Source organism: Bradyrhizobium sp. MI1.10, from assembly GCF_055811035.1.
On the sequence record NZ_JBVVPN010000004.1, the window covers coordinates 66,997 to 87,835 of the forward strand.

At 64.1% G+C, this 20,839-nt stretch carries 24 protein-coding genes; 3 read left to right on the forward strand and 21 right to left on the reverse strand.

Translation table 11 applies throughout. From position 1 onward, the window contains the following. Window positions 1-28: 28 nt before the first annotated feature. Genes dctA through AC0L3K_RS06260 form a run of 3 tightly spaced genes read right to left on the reverse strand, consistent with a single transcriptional unit; the run spans window position 29 to window position 2,951 of the window. Window positions 29-1,330: a C4-dicarboxylate transporter DctA gene (gene dctA / locus AC0L3K_RS06250; protein WP_473365607.1), complete on the reverse strand. Its 1,302-nt coding sequence runs from the start codon at window positions 1,328-1,330 to the stop codon at window positions 29-31. Continuing rightward, on the reverse strand, window positions 1,327-2,211 hold the full coding sequence (locus tag AC0L3K_RS06255; RefSeq protein WP_007592423.1) for an amidohydrolase family protein: 885 nt from the start codon (window positions 2,209-2,211) through the stop codon (window positions 1,327-1,329). Before AC0L3K_RS06255 ends, dctA begins: the two co-directional genes overlap by 4 nt. Window positions 2,212-2,240: 29 nt before the next feature. Beyond that, window positions 2,241-2,951, reverse strand: coding sequence for a TetR/AcrR family transcriptional regulator (locus AC0L3K_RS06260; RefSeq protein WP_219682583.1), 711 nt, complete (start codon window positions 2,949-2,951; stop codon window positions 2,241-2,243). 115 nt (window positions 2,952-3,066) lie between these two features. On the opposite strand from AC0L3K_RS06260, the gene AC0L3K_RS06265 reads away from it, so the two are divergent. Next, a complete protein-coding gene (locus AC0L3K_RS06265; protein WP_473254257.1) occupies window positions 3,067-4,047 on the forward strand; it encodes a tripartite tricarboxylate transporter substrate binding protein in 981 nt (326 codons plus the stop codon). 86 nt (window positions 4,048-4,133) lie between these two features. Here the strand turns inward: AC0L3K_RS06265 and AC0L3K_RS06270 are convergent, their stop codons facing one another. Beyond that, a complete protein-coding gene (locus tag AC0L3K_RS06270) occupies window positions 4,134-5,282 on the reverse strand; it encodes a mechanosensitive ion channel family protein (protein ID WP_473365608.1) in 1,149 nt (382 codons plus the stop codon). 127 nt (window positions 5,283-5,409) lie between these two features. Between AC0L3K_RS06270 and AC0L3K_RS06275 the strand changes: the two genes are divergently transcribed. After that, the gene (locus AC0L3K_RS06275; RefSeq protein ID WP_473365609.1) at window positions 5,410-6,660 is read left to right on the forward strand and encodes a DUF763 domain-containing protein; all 1,251 of its coding nucleotides are present in this window, start codon (window positions 5,410-5,412) and stop codon (window positions 6,658-6,660) included. A gap of 38 nt (window positions 6,661-6,698) precedes the next feature. Here AC0L3K_RS06275 and AC0L3K_RS06280 read toward each other — a convergent pair whose 3' ends face one another. The 8 genes from AC0L3K_RS06280 to AC0L3K_RS06315 form a co-directional block, all read right to left on the reverse strand. Beyond that, complete coding sequence (locus tag AC0L3K_RS06280; RefSeq protein WP_007592431.1) at window positions 6,699-6,941, reverse strand: hypothetical protein; 243 nt, start codon at window positions 6,939-6,941, stop codon at window positions 6,699-6,701. 34 nt (window positions 6,942-6,975) lie between these two features. After that, complete coding sequence (locus tag AC0L3K_RS06285; protein WP_035992883.1) at window positions 6,976-7,239, reverse strand: hypothetical protein; 264 nt, start codon at window positions 7,237-7,239, stop codon at window positions 6,976-6,978. Window positions 7,240-7,254: 15 nt separating this feature from the next. Then, window positions 7,255-7,482, reverse strand: a complete 228-nt coding sequence (locus tag AC0L3K_RS06290; protein ID WP_035992886.1) for a hypothetical protein — start codon at window positions 7,480-7,482, stop codon at window positions 7,255-7,257. Window positions 7,483-7,485: 3 nt separating this feature from the next. Then, window positions 7,486-7,686 carry a hypothetical protein gene (locus tag AC0L3K_RS06295; RefSeq protein ID WP_007592432.1) on the reverse strand — a complete coding sequence of 67 codons (201 nt, stop codon included), beginning with the start codon at window positions 7,684-7,686 and terminating at the stop codon, window positions 7,486-7,488. Between the two features lie 9 nt (window positions 7,687-7,695). Continuing rightward, complete coding sequence (locus tag AC0L3K_RS06300; RefSeq protein WP_007592434.1) at window positions 7,696-7,878, reverse strand: hypothetical protein; 183 nt, start codon at window positions 7,876-7,878, stop codon at window positions 7,696-7,698. A gap of 136 nt (window positions 7,879-8,014) precedes the next feature. Continuing rightward, window positions 8,015-9,286, reverse strand: coding sequence for a cytochrome P450 family protein (locus AC0L3K_RS06305; protein ID WP_007592436.1), 1,272 nt, complete (start codon window positions 9,284-9,286; stop codon window positions 8,015-8,017). Between the two features lie 107 nt (window positions 9,287-9,393). Continuing rightward, window positions 9,394-9,720, reverse strand: a complete 327-nt coding sequence (locus AC0L3K_RS06310) for a hypothetical protein (protein WP_007592438.1) — start codon at window positions 9,718-9,720, stop codon at window positions 9,394-9,396. Window positions 9,721-9,826: 106 nt separating this feature from the next. Continuing rightward, the gene (locus AC0L3K_RS06315; protein ID WP_473365610.1) at window positions 9,827-10,600 is read right to left on the reverse strand and encodes a ferredoxin--NADP reductase; all 774 of its coding nucleotides are present in this window, start codon (window positions 10,598-10,600) and stop codon (window positions 9,827-9,829) included. A 156-nt stretch (window positions 10,601-10,756) separates the two neighbouring features. Here AC0L3K_RS06315 and AC0L3K_RS06320 point away from each other — a divergent pair, with 156 nt between their 5' ends. Beyond that, window positions 10,757-11,953 carry an amidohydrolase family protein gene (locus AC0L3K_RS06320; RefSeq protein WP_007592442.1) on the forward strand — a complete coding sequence of 399 codons (1,197 nt, stop codon included), beginning with the start codon at window positions 10,757-10,759 and terminating at the stop codon, window positions 11,951-11,953. 57 nt (window positions 11,954-12,010) lie between these two features. Here the strand turns inward: AC0L3K_RS06320 and AC0L3K_RS06325 are convergent, their stop codons facing one another. From AC0L3K_RS06325 to AC0L3K_RS06365, 9 genes are all read right to left on the reverse strand, one after another. After that, a complete protein-coding gene (locus AC0L3K_RS06325; protein WP_007592444.1) occupies window positions 12,011-12,400 on the reverse strand; it encodes a hypothetical protein in 390 nt (129 codons plus the stop codon). A gap of 43 nt (window positions 12,401-12,443) precedes the next feature. Further along, window positions 12,444-12,899 carry a MarR family winged helix-turn-helix transcriptional regulator gene (locus AC0L3K_RS06330; protein ID WP_007592445.1) on the reverse strand — a complete coding sequence of 152 codons (456 nt, stop codon included), beginning with the start codon at window positions 12,897-12,899 and terminating at the stop codon, window positions 12,444-12,446. Between the two features lie 14 nt (window positions 12,900-12,913). Next, window positions 12,914-13,618, reverse strand: coding sequence for an ABC transporter ATP-binding protein (locus AC0L3K_RS06335; RefSeq protein WP_007592446.1), 705 nt, complete (start codon window positions 13,616-13,618; stop codon window positions 12,914-12,916). Next, window positions 13,615-14,406: an ABC transporter ATP-binding protein gene (locus AC0L3K_RS06340; protein ID WP_473365611.1), complete on the reverse strand. Its 792-nt coding sequence runs from the start codon at window positions 14,404-14,406 to the stop codon at window positions 13,615-13,617. The genes AC0L3K_RS06335 and AC0L3K_RS06340 overlap by 4 nt, the downstream gene beginning before the upstream one ends. Beyond that, window positions 14,403-16,292, reverse strand: coding sequence for an ABC transporter permease (locus tag AC0L3K_RS06345; protein WP_473365612.1), 1,890 nt, complete (start codon window positions 16,290-16,292; stop codon window positions 14,403-14,405). The genes AC0L3K_RS06340 and AC0L3K_RS06345 overlap by 4 nt, the downstream gene beginning before the upstream one ends. Before the next feature lie 157 nt (window positions 16,293-16,449). Continuing rightward, the gene (locus AC0L3K_RS06350) at window positions 16,450-17,652 is read right to left on the reverse strand and encodes an ABC transporter substrate-binding protein (RefSeq protein ID WP_007592452.1); all 1,203 of its coding nucleotides are present in this window, start codon (window positions 17,650-17,652) and stop codon (window positions 16,450-16,452) included. Window positions 17,653-17,677: 25 nt separating this feature from the next. Continuing rightward, entirely contained in the window at window positions 17,678-18,262 is a 585-nt protein-coding gene (locus AC0L3K_RS06355; RefSeq protein ID WP_007592453.1) for an amino acid synthesis family protein, read from the reverse strand. A 27-nt stretch (window positions 18,263-18,289) separates the two neighbouring features. Further along, the gene (locus AC0L3K_RS06360; RefSeq protein ID WP_473365613.1) at window positions 18,290-19,189 is read right to left on the reverse strand and encodes a UPF0280 family protein; all 900 of its coding nucleotides are present in this window, start codon (window positions 19,187-19,189) and stop codon (window positions 18,290-18,292) included. Further along, window positions 19,186-20,643, reverse strand: coding sequence for a hypothetical protein (locus AC0L3K_RS06365; protein WP_035992890.1), 1,458 nt, complete (start codon window positions 20,641-20,643; stop codon window positions 19,186-19,188). The genes AC0L3K_RS06360 and AC0L3K_RS06365 overlap by 4 nt, the downstream gene beginning before the upstream one ends. Window positions 20,644-20,839: the final 196 nt, after the last annotated feature.

The following is a 20,839-nucleotide window of genomic DNA, read 5'->3' on the forward strand; positions in this document are numbered from 1 at the left end:
CCCTCTTCTGTTCGTCAACGTCATAAATTCATCGAGCCGCGGCCGCGGGCTCCTCGCCGTCGAGCACCCGTCGCAGGCGCTCGTGATCGAGCGCGCCTTCCCATTTGGCAATCGCGATCGTCGCGACCGCGTTCCCGATCAGATTGGTCGGCGTCAACCCCTCCGACATCAGGCGGTGGATGCCGAGCACGAGCGCCACGCTCGTCACCGGAATGCTGCCGGTGGCGGACAGCGTTGCCGCCAGCACGACAAAGGCGGCGCCCGCGATGCCCGCCGCGCCCTTGGAAGTCACGAGCAGGATCAAAAGCAGCTCGATCTGTTCGGTGAGCCCGAGCGGCGTGTTGGTCGCCTGCGCCAGGAACACCGAGGCGGCGGCGAGGTAGAGACAGGTGCCGTCGAGATTGAAGGAATAGCCGGTCGGGATTACGAGGCCGACGACACTGCGCTCGCAGCCGGCCTGCTCCAGCTTGGTCAGCATCCGCGGCAGCACTGTCTCGGACGACGTCGTGGCGATGCAGATCAGCAGCTCTTCCCAGATGTAGCGGATCAGCTTGAGCAGCGAGAAGCCGCACAGCCGCGCGACGGGACCGAGCGCCACGACGATGAAGATCATGCAGGTGAGATAAAAGCCGCCCAGCAGCTTGCCGAGCGAGGCCAGCGATCCCACGCCGAACTTGCCGACCGTGAAAGCGATGGCGCCGAAGGCGCCGATCGGCGCGGCCCACATCACGAAGCCGACGACGGTGAATACCATTTTGGCGGCGATGTCGATGAGATCGACCAGCGGCGCGGCGCGCTCGCCGAGCTGCACCAGCGCAAATCCGCACAGTACGGCGATGAAGAGCACCTGGAGGATGTTGCCCTCGGCAAAGGCGCCAATGAACGTCGCGGGCACGATGTTCATCAGGAACGGCACGAAGCCGATCACGCCGGTCTGCTTGACATAGGGTTCGATCGCGCTGGCATTGATGGTGGCTGGATCGATGTTCATGCCGACGCCGGGCTTGAGCAAGTTCACCGCAACAAGGCCAATGATCAGCGCAATCGTGGTCATGATCTCGAAATAGACGATCGCCTTGACCGCGACGCGGCCCACCCGCGCCATGTCGGCCATATGGGCAATGCCATGGACGACCGTGCAGAAGATGATCGGTGCGATCAGCATCCGGATCGCCTTGATGAAGGCGTCGCCCAAAGGCTGCATCCTGGCGCCCGCCTCGGGATTGACGATCCCAAGCGCGACGCCGGCGGCCATGGCGATGAGCACCTGGATCCAGAGCTCCTTCCACCAGGCCCGTCCACGCGGCTTGTCGATCGCCAGCGCCGTCATCGCTCGAACTCGAACAGCCGCGCTGGATTATCGACGAGGATCTTCTGCTGATACTCCGGCTCCGGCGCGAACAGCGGGATCAGGTCGACGAGGTCGCCGTCGTTCGGCATCGCCTTGACGTTGGGATGTGGCCAATCGCTGCCCCAGATGACGCGGTCGGGCGCGGTCTCGACGATCTTTCGCGCGAATGGCACGGCGTCGGTGAACGGCGGACCGGCCGATGACACCCGCTCCGATCCGCAGATCTTGACCCAACACTTCTCGTCGCGCTGCATCAGCTCGATCAGGATCTTGAACGGAAGCTGATCGAGCCCTTCGGACGCCTTCACCCGTCCCATATGGTCGATCGTGTAGCTCAGCGGCAGCCTTGTCAGCATGTCCGCATATTCAGGCAGATCGATCGCGTCGAAATGCAGGTCGATGTGCCAGCCGAGCGGCGCGACCATCGCGACGATGCGGTCGAACACACGCTTGTCGGGAACGCCGCCGAGATGGTGGACGAAATTGAAGCGGCAGCCGCGGAAGCCGCCCTCGTGCAGCACGCGGAGCCCGCGCTCCGTGATGGTGTCATCGATATTGGCAACCGCGCGATAGGCGCCGTTGCTCTGCGCGATGGCGTCGAGCGCCACCGTGTTATCGGTGCCATGCACACTGGCATTGACGATGACGGCACGTTCGACGCCGAGCTTGGCATGCAGCGTGCGGAAATCGGCGAGCGGCGCATCGGGCGGCGTGTAGGAACGGACCGGCGCGTAAGGGTATGTCGCGCCGGGCCCGAAGATGTGGCAATGCGCATCGCAAGCCAGCTTCGGCAGCTTGAACTTCGGCGTGCGCGTGTTCGGATCGGGCGGCGGGATGGTCGGTGTGTACATCATTGCCATCGGATAAACCGCCGAACGAGACCGAGTGTTCAAGTCTTGCTGCTGACGACCGGTCGTCGCCGTGCCGGTGCAGCCTGATCGAGCGCCGGCGCCTGGAACGCGGCCACGGTGGCTTGCACCAATTGTTCGATGGCGCTTGCGGCATCGCTGCCGTCGGCCTCGCCGCGCGACAGGCGCGAGACGCGATCCGGCGTCACCAGCGAGTAGTAGAGCGCGCCGAGCAGGAAGTGGCTGCGCCAGACGATGTCGGTGCGCGGAACGTGCGGCAGGCTTTCGTGGATCGCGTCGATGAAGGCGTGGCTGGTGTCGTCAAACGTCTGCGCGATGATTTTCCGCGCGACCTCATTGCCCTCCGCAGACATCACCGCGCGCAGCCGTGTGAACCGCGCTCCGCCCCCGGCAAGATCGCTGCCCGAGGTGAAGGCCGGCACGACATAGGCCCGCACCACCGCTTCGAGCCGGTCCTGGAGATCGCGCACGCGCTTGGCGGCCGCGAGCAGCTCGGAACGGCGCAAATTCATCGGCCCGCAATGGCGCCGGTAGATCTCCAGCAGCAGGCCGTCCTTGGTCTTGAAATGATAGGTGACGCTGCCGGGATTGGCGCCGGCGGCCTGTGCAATATCGCGCACCGACACGGCGTTGAAGCCGTTGGTGGCGAACAGCTCCTCGGCCGCGGCGAGAATTGCCTCACGCATGTTCGGCTTGCGGGCCGTTTCCTTGCTGGCGGGGTTGCGCGTCATGTGATTTGTACTATCGTACAAAAGATCAGGTCTCGTCAACAAGCACCATGGGCGGCGTCCGGACGGCTCGAAAGACCGACGGTCCGCGCGCAGACGCCCGCAAGGAGTGCTGGAAATGCTGGGTTTGAACAAGAAGATCGGCAGCTTGATGCTGGGTGCCGGCCTGCTGCTGGGAGGCGGCGGCGCCGAGGCCGCCGACAACTATCCGACCAAGCCGGTTCACATCCTTGTCCCTTATGCCGCCGGTGGCGCGGTCGACGTGCTCGCGCGCACGCTCGCACAGGCATTGGCGAAAACCTGGGGCCAGCAGCCGGTGATCGACAACCGTCCCGGCGCCGGCGGCATCGTCGCCTCGCAGGCGCTGACGCAAGCCGCCCCCGACGGATACACGCTGATCCTGGTCGCGAGCGGTCATCCCCTCAATCAGTTCATCTATCCGAGCGTGCCCTACGACACGTTTAGGGATTTTACCGCGATCACCGAAGTCGCTTCCTCGCCGCTCGCGATCGTCGTCGCCAAAGACAGCCCCTACAAGACGCTCGGCGATCTCCTCGCTGCGGCGAAGAAGGACCCTGACAAGCTCTCCTACGGCATGTCGGGCAACGGCACCTCGGCGCATCTCGCCGGTGAGCTATTGAAATATATGTCCGGCACCAAGATCGTCGCGATCCCTTACAAGGGCGGCGCCCCCGCGCTGACCGCCGTAATCGCCGGCGACATCCCGCTCAGCATCAATCCACTTGCAGAAGCCATCAGCCAGATCGAAGGCGGCCCGGTGCGCGCGCTCGCAGTAACCTCGGCCGAACGCTCCAAGGCGCTGCCCAATGTTCCGACCGTCGCCGAGTCGGGTGTGCCGGGTTACGACGTCTCCGTCTGGTGGGGCGTTCTCGGCCCGGCGAAAATGCCGCCGGAGATCGTGGCGAAGCTCGAAACCGATCTGAAGGCGGCGTTGCAGGACTCGAACGTACTGTCGACGCTCGGCAAGATCGGCGCAGCCCCGGTCGGCTCCTCCTCCAAGGATTTCGACGCCTACATGCATGCCGAGGCGACCAAATGGGAGCCGGTGCTGAAGGCCGCCGACATCCGCGCGCAATGAGGTGCTTCGCATGAGGACCGGCGCGCTCGACACGATCCAGCAGCGAGCGGGCTTGCGCGGCGCGACGAAGGCGGCGCGCGAGTAGGTCAATTGCGTGCGCTCGCCCGCCTCTTCTCCGGCGGCGCGGGACGCCGCACGAAATCGGCGTCATCGTCGCCTCCCCCCGACGGGATCAGGATCGCGCGCTCGCGCGGCAGCGCTTCCGGCATCTCGTCGCGGATGAAGGCGATGAGCTTCTCTCTCATCTCGCAGCGCAGGTCCCAGGACTGTGGCGCGTTCCTGGCGCTGACGAGGGCGCGAAGCTCGATGGTGCGAGCATCCGCGTCGATCACCTGGAGATTGACCACCTCGCCGTCCCAGAACTTGGATTCCTTCACTGCTTCTTCCAGCCAGCGCCGGATCCGCGGAACGTCCGCGCGGTAGTCGACGTGGAGCGCGATCACGCCGATCAGGGACGCGGTGTCGCGGGTCCAGTTCTGGAATGGTTTTTCGATGAAATAGGACAGCGGCACCACCATGCGGCGCCAGTCCCACAGACGGATCACGACATAGGTCGAGGCGATGTCCTCGACCCAGCCCCACTCGTTCTCGATGATCACGGCATCCTCGATGCGGATCGGCTGTGTGATCGCGATCTGCATGCCCGCGATCAGATTGCTCAGCAGCGGCCGGGCGGCAAGACCGACGATGATACCTGCGGCACCGGCGGAGGCGAACAGGCTGACGCCATATTGCCTGACCGAGTCGAACGTCATCAGCGCGGTAGACACTGTGATGATGACGATGATGATATCGGTTACGCGCTTGAAGACGCGGACCTGGGTGACGTGCTTGCGCGCGACGAAATTCTCGGTGACGTCGCGAAAGTTCAGGAGATACCGTGCCGCGCTCATATCCACGATCCGGATCGAGATCCAGCCGATCAGCGCGATGAAAGCAACGACGAACAGGCGCGTCAGCGGCGTGCGGAAGGCGTCGTCCAGCGGCGCGAGCGGCAGCACCAACGCCACGGCGGCAAGACAGACGGCCAGCTGAGCAGGGCCCGCCGTGCGTTCGATGAACACGCTCACGAGCGGGAGACGGGTTCCGAACGCGCGGTTGAACAGCCAAACCGCGAGACGGTAGATCGACAGGGCCATCAGGATCGCGCCAACGACCAGACACAGGCCGACGAACCACGACGGTATCCACCCGAACATCCTGTCGATGTCGGCCAAAAGGGTCTGCCGATTCATTAAAGTCCCCGTATTTGCATTCGCGCTTGCCGTTCAACGCGTCGCAGCGTGGTTCGCTCCCCCGCTCTGTGCAACGCAGCATCCCTCTGGTGCAATCATCGCCGAACTGCGCTATTTGTGGTCAATCATGACTCGACGGACCGGCAGCGCCGATCTTCCCCTTCACACCGGCCGGGTTCCACCCTGGCTGGCCACCCGCATGTCTTCGCTCGGCGCGATCGTCACGCAGGCGATCGTCCATCATTACGGGCGCGATGCATTCCTCCAGCGGCTCTCGCACCCGTTCTGGTTCCAGTCCTTCGGCGCCGTAATGGGAATGGACTGGCACTCCTCCGGCATCACGACGTCGGTGATTGGCGCGCTGAAGCGGGGTTTGGGCCCGCTGCAGGATGAGCTCGGAATCTACGTCTGCGGCGGGCGCGGCCAGCACTCGCGCAAGACCCCGGACGAACTGATGCAGCTCGGCGACCGCGTCGGCTTCGACGGCGCAATGCTCACGCGTGCGAGTCGCCTCGTTGCGAAGGTTGACAGCGCCGCGGTCCAGGACGGCTTTGACCTCTACCTGCACGGATTCTTCGTCACCGCCGACGCCAAATGGACGGTGGTGCAGCAGGGCATGAACGGCGACAAGCGGCAGGCCCGCCGCTATCATTGGCATTCCGAGGCACTGAAGAGTTTTGTCGACGCACCGCACAGCGCGATCGACGGGCCGCTGCAAGGCGAGATCGTCAACCTCACCGATCATCGCGCTGATATCTCGCGCTCCGCGCAGCTCGAACTGTTGAGTGATCTCGGCCCCGATCGCATTCTTTCCGAATTCGAGCGGCTCACCGGGACTGCGCCAGAGCCCGCGCAGGCGATGCTGCCGCACCTGATCATGCCCGCGCATCACGACGTCCGGCCAAAAGATGTGTTCGCGCGCCGCCTGCACGGCACACTCGCGGCCGCGGCCGAGCGCGGCCCGGTCGACTTTCCGGAGCTGCTGCTGACGCCCGGCGTTGGCGCGCGCACGGTGCGTTCGCTGGCGATGGTCGCCGAAGTCGTGCACGGCGCGCCCTACCGCTTCAACGATCCCGCCCGCTTCTCGCTTGCCCACGGCGGCAAGGACCGGCATCCCTACCCTGTTCCAATCAAGGTCTATGACGAAACCATTCGCGTGCTGAAGGGAGCGATTCAGAACGCAAAGCTCGGGCGCGAGGAAGAGATGCAGGCGATCAAGCGCCTCGACGACCAGGCGCGGCGGCTGGAGCGCACCGCGCACGGGCCATCGGTCGATACGTTCATCGCCGGAGAGCGTGCCGCCTCGCCCGATCTCGACGGCCGCTCCGTGTTCGGCTGGGAGCGCGATCTCGGGCCGGCAAAAAAGCGGACCGGCTGAAAACCGGTCCGCGAGTTCAGCGGAAAGGAGCGCCGCTCTCAGGTCTCGTCGCTGCCCGGCTCCTCATCGAGTCGGTTGGCCGAGTGATCCTGATATTGATCCGTCTGGATCGACTTGCCGTCCATGCCGCGAATGTCCGAATGCTGCTTCTTGTCGCGGTTCGAAAGGACCATGTTGTCGCCGATCTTGTCCTTGGACACGTCCGTCATGGCGCCGGTGCCGTCGCCCTTGCCGTGCATGCCCGATCTGAAATGCGTCTTGCTGCCATGACCACCTGGCATCTTTTTCTCCTCTTGCTTTGATCGCCCGTGAGGCTCAGTGCTTCTGCTGGGCCGGCGTCGGTTTCGGGGGCTTGTGGCCGCTCTGGCCGGTGTCGTTGTGCTTGTTGTGGTCGCTCTCCTGGTTGAGGCCGCCCCGGCTCACCGGAAATTCACTCTGCCGCGCCTCGGGTCGCGCGCGATGGACGGCCGTGTCCTCCGGATTGTGGCCGATGGCTTGGTCAAGCTCTCGCGCGTCTGGAACATCCGGCTTGCGCTCGAGGATGCGAACCTGTTGCTCGTGGGTCTTCTTGCCTTGCATGCTCGTCCTCCGGAGCTATCGGTCTCGTCGGTGCGTGCCACTGCGCGCGACGTCCTTGTCGATGCCGCCAGTGGCGTTCACGTCGTTCTCGACGTCGCCTTCGATCGTGTTCTCGCCCAGGGCGTCCTCGAGGTCCTCAGGCGAGATACCGGCCATCGTTGCGCCCTTCGATCCGCCGATCAGGGGATTTTCGTGCAGATCCTTTTCGGTCGGTGCGTAGAGTTTGGGTTGCCTATTGGTCATGCCTCACCTGCCTCCGCCCTTTCCGGCCTCGTCATGCCTGTGGTGTGAATCGTGCTCGCCACCTCCGCCGGAGACGCGGCTGTGGTTGCGCTGCGGGTCGTCCGCCGGTGGCTTCTTCACTTCGAGCGGTGCCTTCGCATTCTCATGCGAAGCGCCAGGTCCGCCCTGACGGATGCTGTTCGGTGTCTTGGTGGATGTCGACATGTCACCTCCTCAGCGATCCTGCTGATAGCCTTGGTTGGTGGTGTTCTGCTTGATGTTGCCCTGCTGCCCTTGCTGGTCTGGATTTTGCGCACGCTGCTGGCCGTGCGGGGCAGTCGAGGACACTTGCTTGCTGTCGCCGGTTCCCTTTGGGCTTTGGTTCTCGGCCGGAACAGGTGGCATCTTGCCGGTCATGATGCTGTCTCCTGTTGTTGACACGACATCGACCGGAGGAACTCATCGCGGCTTTCGATGTCGCAAAAACAACTAGAGCAACGGCATGCCGTTCCTACCGACGAGTGCAGAGAAAATTTTCCGCAAGGCGTAAGTCTCAGCAGGCCACTGGCTGGGAACGAACCGTCATCGATCCAGCTGACGCTGTCGCCTGTGCTCCGTGGCCGTCGGGCACGACAGGGAGGTTCGCGATCGCACGCATGCCCGGTCGCTTGCGCCAGTGGATCTGAGACACGTCCACAGCAAAACCAAGTTTCGGCCATCGCACAAACAGCGCTTGCAAGGCACACGCTGCCTCGATCCGGGCAAGTTGATGACCGAGGCAGAAATGGATGCCCGTTCCGAAGGAAATGTGACGGTTCGGCTTGCGCGCGAGATCGAGGCTGTCGGGACGATCATGCGCCGCCGGGTCCATGTTCGCCGCGGCGAGCATCACCATGACGCGATCGCCCTTCTTGAGACGCACGCCCGCGAGCTCGATATCCCGCCTCACATAGCGCGGCTTGGAGAACTGCACCGGCGACACGAAGCGCAGGAATTCCTCCACCGCAAGCCCGACGCGGCTCCAGTCCTGTGCCAGCCAGTCGCGGACGCCAGGATTTCTGAGGAGCTCGTAGACGGAACCGCTGATGAGATGCGTGGTGGTCTCGGAGCCCGCCGCGAGCAGCAGGAACACCATCGACACCATTTCGTCCGGCGTGATCTGGCCGCCCTCGCGCTCGACCTGGACCAGCTCCGAGATCAGGCCCTCGCCGCCCCGCGCGCGCGCAATCTGAAGCTGCCGTTCGAGGTAGGCTCGCATCTTGCGGAACGCGAACAGCAGCCGGAAGAAGCTGGCGACGTTCGTGAGCGAGGACATCGTATTGGCCCAGGCGATGAAGCGAGGGCGATCGGCCAACGGCAACCCAAGCAGCTCGGAGATCACCGCGAGCGGCAGGATGCGGGCATAGCGCTGGACGAGATCGGCCGGGCTTCCTGCCAAGAACAGCTCGTCGGCGAGACCCTCCGCGATGGCGCGGATACGCGGCTCCATCGCGACGATCGCGCGGCGTCGGAACGCCTCGTCCACGATGCTGCGCAGCCTTGTGTGGTCAGGCTCGTCCATCGTCAGCATGTTGTTGGCGATGGTTCTAACGTAGTTCGGCATCCACCAGCGCAAACCTGCGACGTCGCCATCCTCCTTGCGCAGCGTGAAATTGCTGCCCTCCTTCAGGACTTGCGCCGCGGCCTCATAGGTCGTGGTGATCCAGACATCGCCGACGAGAGGAAATCGCACCGCGACAACAGCACCGGACATGCGCAACGTCGCGATCGCCCTGGGTGGATCGCGAAAGAAGGCCTCGCTGGTGAAATCGAGGCGTGGCGCCATGTGATCACCGAAGCGGTTGATGGCGTCTCACCGAGATGGTGCACGACGCCGCCCGCGCAAGGGGTGCGGAACCTGCGCTTCGGCGGTGCAGGCGTAGAGAGACGAATCTACCCCCGCCCCGGCGAACGCGGGCTGATCTTGCGCTGCTGCTGGTTGGTGTAGGCGTCCCAATTGCTCCAGCTGCCCTTGCTGAGGCTTTGCAGGTCGGTGGTGAGCGGACGGCGCGTGCGCTTGTCGTGATCGGCGATGGCGCGCTCGGATTGCGCGATCTTGCGCCTGAGTTCCCCGACCGCCTTCTGGGTTTGGCCGTTCCGTTTCGAAGACGCGATCTCGCCCATCGTGAAGCGCGCGGTCTCGAGCGCCTTCAGCTCGGCGCGGTTCTTCTTCAACTGAACCCGGTGCCAGGCGATGTTGCTGTCGCTGTCCGCAACCATGTGGGAACTCCGCTGATTCGTTCCCACAGTGTATCGCGCGCCGAATCGGCGCCGCAACGGGCGTCCGGCGGCGAAAATACGGTCTTATTGCGCGAAAATTCCGGGCCTAGCGTTCGGCGAAGGCCTTTTCGACCACGAATTGGGCCGGCTCGCCGTGATTGCCCTCGACAAGCCCTCGCTCGCCGAGGAGCACGCGGGTATCCGCCACCAGCGCCGGGCTGCCGCAGATCATGACGCGGTCGTGGGCGGCTTCCAAGGCCGGCAGGCCGATGTCGGAAAACAGCTTCCCCGAGGTGATGAGGTCGGTGATGCGGCCGCGATTGCGGAAGGGATCGCGCGTCACGGTCGGATAGTAGATCAACTGACTACGGATGTACTCGCCGATCAGCTCGTCCTTGGGCAGCGTCTCCGTGATCATCTCGCCATAGGCGAGCTCCTTCACGTGCCGGCAACCGTGCAGCAGCACGACCTTCTCGAACCGCTCGTAGGTTTCGGGGTCCTTGATCACGCTTAGGAACGGCGCAAGGCCCGTGCCCGTGCCGATGAGGTAGAGGTTGCGGCCGTCCTCCAGATTGTCGATCACCAGCGTGCCGGTGGCCTTGCGGCTGACGATGATCTCGTCGCCTTCCTTCAGATGCTGGAGCCGGGAGGTGAGCGGGCCGTCCGGCACTTTGATCGAGAAGAACTCCAGCGTGTCCTCGTAATTGGCGCTGGCGACGCTGTAGGCCCGCAGCAGCGGCTTCTCGCCGACCTTGAGGCCGATCATGGTGAATTCGCCGTTGCGGAAGCGGAAGGTCGGGCTGCGGGTGGTCTTGAAGGAGAATAGCGTGTCGGTCCAGTGGTGGACGCTCAAAACGGCTTCCCGATTGAAATTGCTCATCTCACCCTTCCGTGGTGTGTCGTGGCGGTTTTCAAGGCGGCAGCTATGCGTCGTTTGTACACGATCATTTGTATACTAATGAATAATCCGGCTTGATCCCGGGGTCAAGGCTGCCCAAGATCGGAAGCGTTGCAGTTAAGGATAAGGACCCATTCCATGGCGCATGACGCACCCCAGGCCGCCGGACCCTCGAAGCTCGTGATCCGCAATATCGGCCTGATCCTGTCCGGCGCGCTGGAAAAGCCGATCCTGGACGGCGACACCATCGTCGCCGAGAACGGCAAGATCACCGCGATCGGCCGCTTCAAGGACCTCAACGCCGAAGGCGCGACCACCATCGTCGAGGCCAACGGCACCACGGTGGCGCCCGGCCTGATCGACAGCCATGTCCACCCAGTTGCGGGCGACTGGACGCCGCGCCAGAACCAGATCGGCTGGATCGACAGCAATTTGCATGGCGGCGTCACCACGATGATTTCCGCCGGCGAGGTGCACATGCCCGGCCGCCCGCGCGACGTCGTCGGGTTGAAGGCGATGGCAATCTTCGCCCAGCGCGCATTCTGGAATCTGCGGCCTGGCGGCGTGAAGGTTCACGCCGGCGCGCCTGTGATCGAGTGCGAGATGGTGGAGGAGGACTTCAAGGAGTTGGCCGCAGCCGGCGTCAAGCTGCTCGGCGAAGTGGGCCTGGGCGGCGTCAAGGACGGCCCCACAGCGCGAAAAATGGTCGGCTGGGCCCGCAAATACGGCATCCAGAGCACGATCCACACCGGCGGTCCCTCGATCCCCGGCTCCGGATTGATCGACAAGGACGTGGTGCTGGAGGCCGACACGGACGTGGTTGGCCACATCAATGGCGGCCACACCGCGCTTCCCGACGACCAGATCCGCTGCATCTGCGAGGGTTGCAAGCGCGGCCTCGAGCTCGTCCACAATGGCAACGAGCGCTCGGCGCTGTTCACGTTGCGCATCGCGCGCGAGATGGGCGATCTGCACCGCGTCATCCTCGGCACCGACGCGCCGGCCGGCTCCGGCGTGCAGCCGCTCGGCATTCTCCGCATGGTGTCGATGCTGTCCTCGCTTGGCGACCTGCCGGCCGAGGTCGCGTTTTGCCTTGCCACCGGCAACACCGCGCGGATGCGCGAATTGGATTGCGGCCTGATCGAAGTCGGCCGTTCCGCCGATTTCGTCATCATGGACAAGGCGCAGCATTCGGCCGGCAAGAACATCCTGGAGAGCGTCCAGCTCGGCGACCTGCCCGGCATCGGCATGACCATCATCGACGGTATCGTGCGCACCCAGCGCAGCCGCAACACTCCGCCGGCCGGCAGGGTGCCGGAGGTGGTGGCGAAGTGACGCAGCCGGAGCGGCTCGCCGCTCCGCGCGGTCCCTCGGGAAAAGCAGATCACCCAATCAACGGCGCTTAGCGATTTCACAACGCACGTAGGTCTGGCGCTTGCCTTGCCCGACCGGGCTGTTGTCCATCACCAGCTTGCCATCAGCGGCAATGGAAACCCGGGGACTAGAGCGATACTTCTCGCCCTCGCCTTCGCAGGCGAGCTTCATTTTCCAGCTGAGCTTTCCATCGGCGGTGATCTCGCTGGCGCGGCACCTGGTCTCGTACCAATAGAGGCGGTTGCCGCCCTCGATGCTCATGCGGTTGGCGCTGTCCTGGTCGCGGCAATCCTTTTTGGTTGACGCCCAGAACCCCTCATAGGCTTGCGCCGCGAGGGCTGGAGCACACTGGCCCGCAAGCACCGCGCTCATACTCAGAACCGTCGCAAACTGCGTCGCCGCTCTCATACCGAAAAACCTCGACAAGACCTTCATCGAGGTTAGTCGCGCCTCACCGCAGCTTGTTCAACAGCGCCATCAGCATCTCGCGCTCCTTTGCCTCGAGCGGCGCCAGCGTCTCCCGGGTGATCGCGAGCGCATTCGGCGCGACCTTTTCCGCCAGCTGCTGGCCCGCGCGCGTCAGGCTGACCAGAAGCCGCCGTCCGTCCTCGGGATCCTGGCTGGTTTCGGTCAGGCCGCGCGCCGTCAAACGATCGATCACGCCCTTGATGGTCGCCACATCCATCGCCGTCAGGCGCCCGAGCTGGTTCTGCGAGCATGGCCCGGCCTCGGCGAGCTTCGACAGCGCCGCCCATTGCGTCGGCGTAATATTGGTGCCGATCTCGCGAGAGAAGATCGCGCTGTGACGCTGCCAGACCTGTCGAAGGATGAAGCCAACCTGCTCATCGAGCACGTAAGGCGGCTTTGCCGGTTTGACGCTTTTCTTCGCCGCGACGCTTCTCGCCATCCGCTCCCCGCCCCCTACAACGACAAATGTGCGTCGCGGATATCCGGACGCGCATCGAGCTCGGCCATGGTGCCGCCGAAACAGATGCGGCCGCGCTCGATGATATAGGCGCGATCGGAGATCAGCCGCGCAAAGTGCAGATTCTGCTCGGAGACGACGATGCTGACGCCCTCCTTCTTCATGGTCAGGATGGCCTCAACCATCTGCTCCACGATCTTCGGCGACAGGCCTTCCGAGGGCTCGTCGAGCAGCACCAGCGACGGATTGCCCATCAGCGTGCGTGCGATGGTGAGCATTTGCTGCTCGCCGCCGCTCATGCGGCCACCCGGGCGATTTTTCATCTCGCCGAGGTTGGGGAACAGCGAAAACAGCTTGTCGCGGGTCCAGTGCGGCGCGTTCGGGCGCTTCGGCTGGCGGCCGACTTCCAGATTCTCTTCCACCGTCAGATCGGTGAAGATACGCCGCTCCTCCGGCACGTAACCAAGCCCATCGCGCACGATCTCATGCGTTGGACGCGCCGAGACATCCTTGCCTTCGAACATGATCCGTCCTGAGCGCTGCGCGACGAGCCCGACGATCGAGCGGAACGTCGTCGACTTGCCGGCGCCATTGCGGCCGAGCAATGCCACGACTTCCCCCTCGCCGACCTCGAAGCCGATGTCGAACAGGATATGGGCCGGGCCATAATGACTATTGAGGTCTTGCACCGTGAGCTTCATGCCGATGCTCCCTCGCGATGCCCGGCATCGTATAGCAGGCCCTCGCCAAGGTAGACCGCCTGCACCTGCGGATTGCCGCGGACCTCGGCCGGCGAGCCCTCGGCGATCAGCGTGCCGCGGTTGAGCACGATGATGCGATCGGCGTGCTCGAACACCACGTCCATGTCGTGCTCGGTGAAGAGAACGCCGATCGATTTTTCCCGGGCGATCTGCGCGGTCAGTCGCATCAAATCGACGCGCTCGCGCGGCGCCATGCCGGCGGTCGGCTCGTCCATTAGCAGCAACTTTGGCTGGTTGGCGAGCGCGACGGCGAGCTCGAGCCGCTTGAGATCGCCATAGGCAAGCTCGCCACAAGGGCGATCCGCATAGCCGCCCATGCCGACCAGTTCGAGCAGTCGCCCGGCTTCGCCGCGGTCGAAGTTCGGTGCCGAGCCCCAAAGATTGTACAATTGCTTGCCGTGCGAGATCAGCGCGACCTGCACGTTCTCGCGCACCGTCATGGTCGCGAAAGTCGCGGTGATCTGGAAGGTGCGGCCCACGCCCATCCGCCAGATCTCGCGCGGCTTCCTGCCGGTTGTGTCCTCGCCGAGCAGGCGGACGTGGCCGGTGTCAGGCTTGTTCTGTCCGTTGAGCATATCGAAACAAGTGCTCTTGCCCGCGCCGTTCGGTCCGATCAGCGCCAGGATCTCGCCTGATCGCAGCGAGAACGAGACGCCGCGCACGGCGTGGACGCCGCCGTAGGATTTGGTCAGTCCTTCGACCGCGAGAAGTGGGGGGGCGACGCTCATTCGGCGGACTCGATCGGCTTGGCAAGCAAGGGGGAGCCCGGCGGCGATGCCTTCCTGCGGCGCTGCGCCAGCATCTCCAGCATGCCGACGATGCCCTTGGGGAAGACGACGACGATCAGAACGATGAAGCCGCCGAGCACGAGTTTTGACAGATCGGTCTGGCTGACCAGCCAGATGTTCAAGGCCTTGTAGACGATGGCGCCGATCACCGCGCCCGACACCGTCTCGACGCCGCCGAGCAGCACCATGACCAGCGCATCGACCGAGAGCGAGATGCCGAGATTGTCCGGGAAGACGCTACCCTTGAGGTAGGCGAACAGCGCGCCGCCGATGCCCGCGGTCGTGCCCGCGATCACGAAGGCCGTCCACTGGATGCGCTTGGCGTTGATGCCGACCGCTTCGCTGCGCAGCAGCGAGTCGCGCGTTGCTCTCAGCGCATAGCCGAATGGCGAGAACACCATTGCCCGCAAAGCGATCGTCACGAGCGCAGCAACACCGAGCGACAGCCAATAGAAATGCGATGGGCTCGCGGCCCAGCTCGCGGGCCAGACGCCCAGGATGCCGTTGTCGCCGCCGGTGACGCTCACCCACTGGAACGCGATCGACCAGACGATCTGCGCGAAGGCGAGCGTCAGCATCGCAAAATAGACGCCCGAGAGCTGTACCGCGAAGAAGCCGAACACGGCAGCGCCCATGCAGCCGAGCAGCGGACCGAGCAACAGGCAGACGATCATCGGCAGCCCCGCCATCTTGGCGAGGAAAGCGACGCCGTAAGCGCCGAGGCCGAAATAGGCGGCGTGGCCAAAGGACGCGAGCCCGCCGACCGACATCAGGAAGTGCAGGCTGACGGCGAAGATCACGGAGATCGCGATCTCCGAGCCGACGGTCAGTGCATAGTTGCCGGCGAACAGCGGCAGCGTCGCTGCGATGACGAGCGCTGCAAGCGCAGCCAGCCGCTCATTCGACATCAGCGGCCGCCAGGGATTGACGGTGAGACCCGGCGTCTTGCGCGCGGGGGCCTCTGGTTTGCCGAACAGGCCCCAGGGCCGCACGATCAGCACCGCCGCCATCACCAGGAACACCAGGATGATGGAGATTTTGGGAAAGATCAGGATGCCGAAGGCGTTGAGCTCGGAGACCAGCACCGCCGCGACGAAAGCACCGATGATGCTGCCGAGGCCTCCGATCACCACGACAACGAAGACCTCGACGATGATGCGCAAATCCATCGCATGATGCACGGCATCGCGTGGGATCTGGAGCGCACCGCCGAGAGCGGCGAGGAAAACGCCGACCGCAAACACGCTCGTGAACAGCCATTTCTGATTGACGCCGAGCGCTGCGACCATGTCGCGGTCCTGCGTCGCTGCGCGCACCAGCACGCCCCAGCGCGTGCGCTGAAACAAAAGCCAGAGAATGCCGAGCACGACCGGGCTGAGCACGATCAGGAATAAATCATAGCTCGGGATGTTTTGGCCGAAGAAGTCGATCGCCCCCTTGAAGCCGGGTGCACGGCGCCCGACGAGATCGTCCGGGCCCCAGATCAGGACGACGAGGTCTTCGACCATCAAGGTCAGGCCGAAGGTCGCAAGCAGCTGGAACAGCTCGGGCGCGTGATAGATCCGCCGGAGCAGCACCATCTCGACAATGACGCCGATCACCGCCACGGCAAGCGCAGCGATGACGATCCCGCCCCAGAAGCCGAACGTCCCCGATAGGCGCTCGGTGAGCGTGAAGGCGATATAGGCACCAATCATGTAGAAGGCGCCGTGCGCGAAATTCACGATCCGCGTCACGCCAAAGATGATCGACAGGCCCGACGCCACCAGGAACAGCGACGCTGCGCTGGCGAGACCGGTCAGAAACTGTACGACATAAAAGGCCATCGGCGGTCCGGGTTAGTGTTGCATCACCTCTCCCCGCTTGCGGGGAGAGAGAGCTTCGTAGGGTGGGTTAGCGCAGCGTAACCCACCTCTTCTGGTTCTGCGGGTACAGACCGTGGTGGGTTACGCCTCCGGCTAACCCACCCTACGGCAGCGGAGATCAATCCTTCGGACGCAGCTTCTCGACTTCGGCATCACTTGGCAGATAATCCGCGCCCTTCTTGTAAGACGAGTCCACCATCACGCCCTTGCCGTCCTTCAGCGCGGTCTTGCCGACATAGGCACCGAGCGTCGACTGGTGATCGATCTTGCGGAAGGTGATCTCGCCCAGCGGCGACGGCATCGACAGCCCTTCCGCCGCAGTGATCAGCTTCTCCGGATCGGTCGAATTGGCCTTCGCCAGGATCGCCGCCGCCGACTTGATGGTCTGGTAGCCGACGATCGAGCCGAGGCGCGGATAGTCGTTGTACCTGGCCTGATAGGCCTTCAGGAACGCGTCGTGCTCGGGCGTCTTGATCGAGTACCAGGGATAGCCGGTGACGATCCAGCCCTCTGGCGTCTCCTCCTTGAGCGGGTCGAGATATTCGGGCTCGCCGGTGAGGAACGAGACGACCTCGCGTCCCTTGAACAGGCCGCGGGTGTTGCCTTCACGCACGAGCTTCACGAGGTCCGCGCCGAAGGTGACGTTGAGGATCGCTTCGGGATTGGCCGCGGCAACCGCCTGCACCACCGGGCCGGCGTCGATCTTGCCCTGCGGCGGCCACTGCTCGTCGACCCACTGGATGTCGGGCCGCTTCTCCGACATCAGCTTCTTGAACACCGCGACCGCGGACTGGCCGTATTCATAGTTCGGCGCAATCGTCGCCCAGCGCTTTGCCGGCAGCTTGCTGGCTGCTTCCACCAGCATCGCCGCCTGCATGTAATTGGAGGGGCGCAGTCGGAACGTGTACTTGTTGCCCTTCGACCAGGTGATGGCGTCCGTCAGCGGCTCGGCCGCCAGGAAGAACACCTTCTTCTGGTTGGCGAAGTCGCTGACCGCAAGACCGATGTTCGACAGGAACGTACCCGTCAGCATCGCCACGCCCTCGCTCGACACCAGCTCGTTGGCCGCGGTCTGCGCATCCGCCGGCTTGCCGCCGTCGTCCTTGGACACGACGATGAGCTTCTTGCCGTTGATGCCGCCGGCTGCGTTGATCTCTTCGACCGCAAGCTGCCAGCCCTTGCGATAGGGCTCGGTGAATGCCGGCAGCAGCGAGTAGCTGTTGATCTCGCCGATCTTGATGTCTTCCGCCAGGGCCGAATGAGCCATGCCGCTTGCCAACAGCGCGAACGCCGCGCCGACAAAATAGTTCTTTGCTCGCATCCCAACCTCCACTTTTCTGAAAAGATTAACGCAGTCCGTCTTCGCCCTTGATCTCCGCAACGGTCAGCCCGCCGACGCGCGGCAAAGGACGGCCGCTGTCGGTGACGGCGACCGCGACCATGATCTCGTTGGCGCGCGGCGCGTCGTTGATCTGCACTTCCATGCCGTCGAAATGACTGCGCACGAAGGCTGCATCCTTGTGGCCCAACGGAATGTCCAGCGTCGTGCCGGGTCCACTGCGCTTCTTCGACGACGGGATCAGCGCAGCGCCCTTGCCTAGCACTTTGCGCACCGGCGCACCCATTTTCGGGTGAAGGATGGCGGCTGCATGCTCCAGCTCGCCGTTTTCGCCGACGGCCGCGGCCTTGCCATAGCTCTGCGCCTTGGACCCGTCGATGCCAAGCGCCGCCACCGCGCGCTTCGACAGCAGCTCGCCGAGCTCCTCGCCGATCGCGATCAGCGGCGAGAGATCCTCGACATATTTTCCGGCAAACGGGTTCTCGATCACGGCGATTGCCGCCGCACGCCGCGTCGCCGGCGAGACCTGGCGGCCCATCTCCATCTGCGTCTCTTCGACAACGGTGACGATCTTGCGGATGATCGCGCTCATGATTTTTTCCTCGAGCCGCTTCCCTGTTCAGGCATGAACCGCGTTCTCTTGTACAAGCGGGCGCGATCGTTGCCGTTCAATATCCTTGGTCCCGATGACAAGCATATCACCACAAAGCTGCAACACGGCACCCTCGATCAATCCGCGATCGAATAATTGCCGTGCACATTCCGCGCCAGATTCGAGCGCGGTGGCGATCTCGTTCTGCGACAATCCACCAACGTTGCGGGTCACGAGCCGCGCGCCGAGATCGCTGTCGGGCTGAAGCTCGCACGCTGGCTTTCGGATGATCGCCGAATGCCCCGGCAGATCGACGGCATTCGCAACGATCGTCGCGGCGGCATCGGCTTGCGAGGCCGTTCCGGCCAACACGGTCACCGCATCGGCAATCCCGAGCGAAAAGCTGCGGCCGTGCCTTCCGCTGGTCGCAATGCCCCGCACGGTATCATCGGCATCCACCCTGATTGCCCGCATCACGCCGCCGCGATCGGGCCGGTCCATCAGGCCGACCGAAAAATGCTGGCCGTCGCCGAGATGCAGGGCGATGTCGCCGCCATTATTGACATAGGCTCGATCGAGCGCCGCAGCGTTCAGCATTGCGCCGAGAATCTCCTCCGCCACGCCGCCGGCAACCGCCGCCATCGGCGTAATGAAGTCATCAGCGGCATAGGGCGCCACCGCGGCGTGCATGCGGCGCGCCACGACGCCTACCAGCAATGTCCGCTCCGGCTCAGCTGCCGCCCGCAGTTCTGGCAGTTCCGCGCAGAGCTCGTCCAGCAAACCCGTGAAGCGCCGGGCCGCAGCCTCATAGGCCGCGCGCACTGCGTCGGCAGCCCCCCTCGCCTCGACGATCAAATCAATCGGTCCATCCTGCAAATGCAGCCGCCGGCCATCAGACAGCAACGCGATTTGCGGGAGCCTTGTCATGCCCGAGGCCCCGGAATCGGGTTCTGCCAGGGCAATTGGCGGACATCCTCGCCGCCCTGAACTTCGGAGAGCGGTTTCACATAATCCATGTGCCCGCCGAGTGCCGCATAGTCCGACAGCTTCATCGTGAATTCGATGGGCGCGACCAGCGCCGGCGTCGGCACGTAACCAAACGCCCCCGCCGGCATCTGCGTCACGTCGACCATGTAGGTGATGCCGCCGCCCGGCCAGACATAGACCGGCGCGCCGCCACTGGTGACGCGCGTCAGGGCGTCCTTCACCGAGCGCGTCAGCCGCACTGGATTGTCGGTCACGCCCGCCCGCAAGGAACCACCGGCGCCGGCCATGAACAGCACCGTACACAGCGCTGGCTCGCAATTCTCCTGAATGCGCTCGACCGAGAACTTGAGGTCGTCAGGCATTTCGGTCTCGACCGGCTTCAAGGCTTCGTCGAGCACGTAATAGGACGAATGCTCGCCCGTCGTGGAGACCATCAGCATGGTGAGGCCAGGCTTGGCCTCCTTCGCGTCGAACGGTCCCAGGATTGCGAGCGGATCGGAGATATTGGTGCCGCCCCAACCCGTGCCGGGATCGGCGACCTGGAAATAGCGGCCGGGCGTCGAGCGGCGCCCCTTCATCTTGATGCCGGTATCGGCGATGTCGAGCAGCTTGCCGGCCTGGTGCTCCGAGAGCACGCCGGTGATATGGTCGTCGACCACGACGACCTCGTCGACCTTGCCGTGCCATTGCTTGGCGAACATGCCGATCGTCGCCGAGCCGCAGCCGACGCGCATGCGCTCTTCTTTCATGCCGTTGACGATCGGCGGCTGGCCGGCTTGCACCACCACGCTCGCGCCACCGTCGATGGTGAGTTCGACCGCCTTGCAATTTGCGAGATCCATCAGCGTGTCGCAGGTGACGCGGCCCTCCTTCTTGGAGCCGCCGGTCAGATGATGCACGCCGCCGAGCGACAGCATCTGCGAACCGTATTCGCTGGTGGTGACATGGCCGACCGCCTCGCCTTGTGCACGGACGGTCGCGGTCTCCGGCCCGAGATAGCGGTCGGTGTCGATCTTCACCTTGATGCCGCAATAGGAGAAGATGCCCTCGGTGACGACAGTCACCATGTCGACGCCGTCGACCTCGGCCGAGACGATGAACGGCGCCGGCTTGTAGTCGGGATAGGTCGTCCCCGCGCCGATCGCCGTTACAAAGGTGGAAGGCTCGTGGACGATCTTGCCGTCCCAATCTTCGGTGCGGCTGAACGGAACGAGCTTGCCGCCATGCGACACGGTGCGCTCCAGGATCACATGCGGATCGACGCGGACGAGCTTGCCTTCGTGATTGGCATAGCGGTCGCAGGCGCCCGCCGCGCCCGGCTTGATGTAGCACATCACCGGACACGCATCGCAGCGGATCTTGTCGATGGCGGCGCTCGTAGGTTCAGTCACCATGTCAAAGCCAGCCGACAGTGCAGTTATCATTTGTACACGAACGATGTTGCGCGCCCTCCCGATGGCTGTCAAGCGGCGGTGCGGCGCAAAACATACGCCTGCCGCATAAAACCTCATTTGCCTACCCGCCCTGTCCACAAAGAAGGCATTCGCGCTGCACTGCGGCATGCACGGCTTGCACGTTTGTGTACAAACG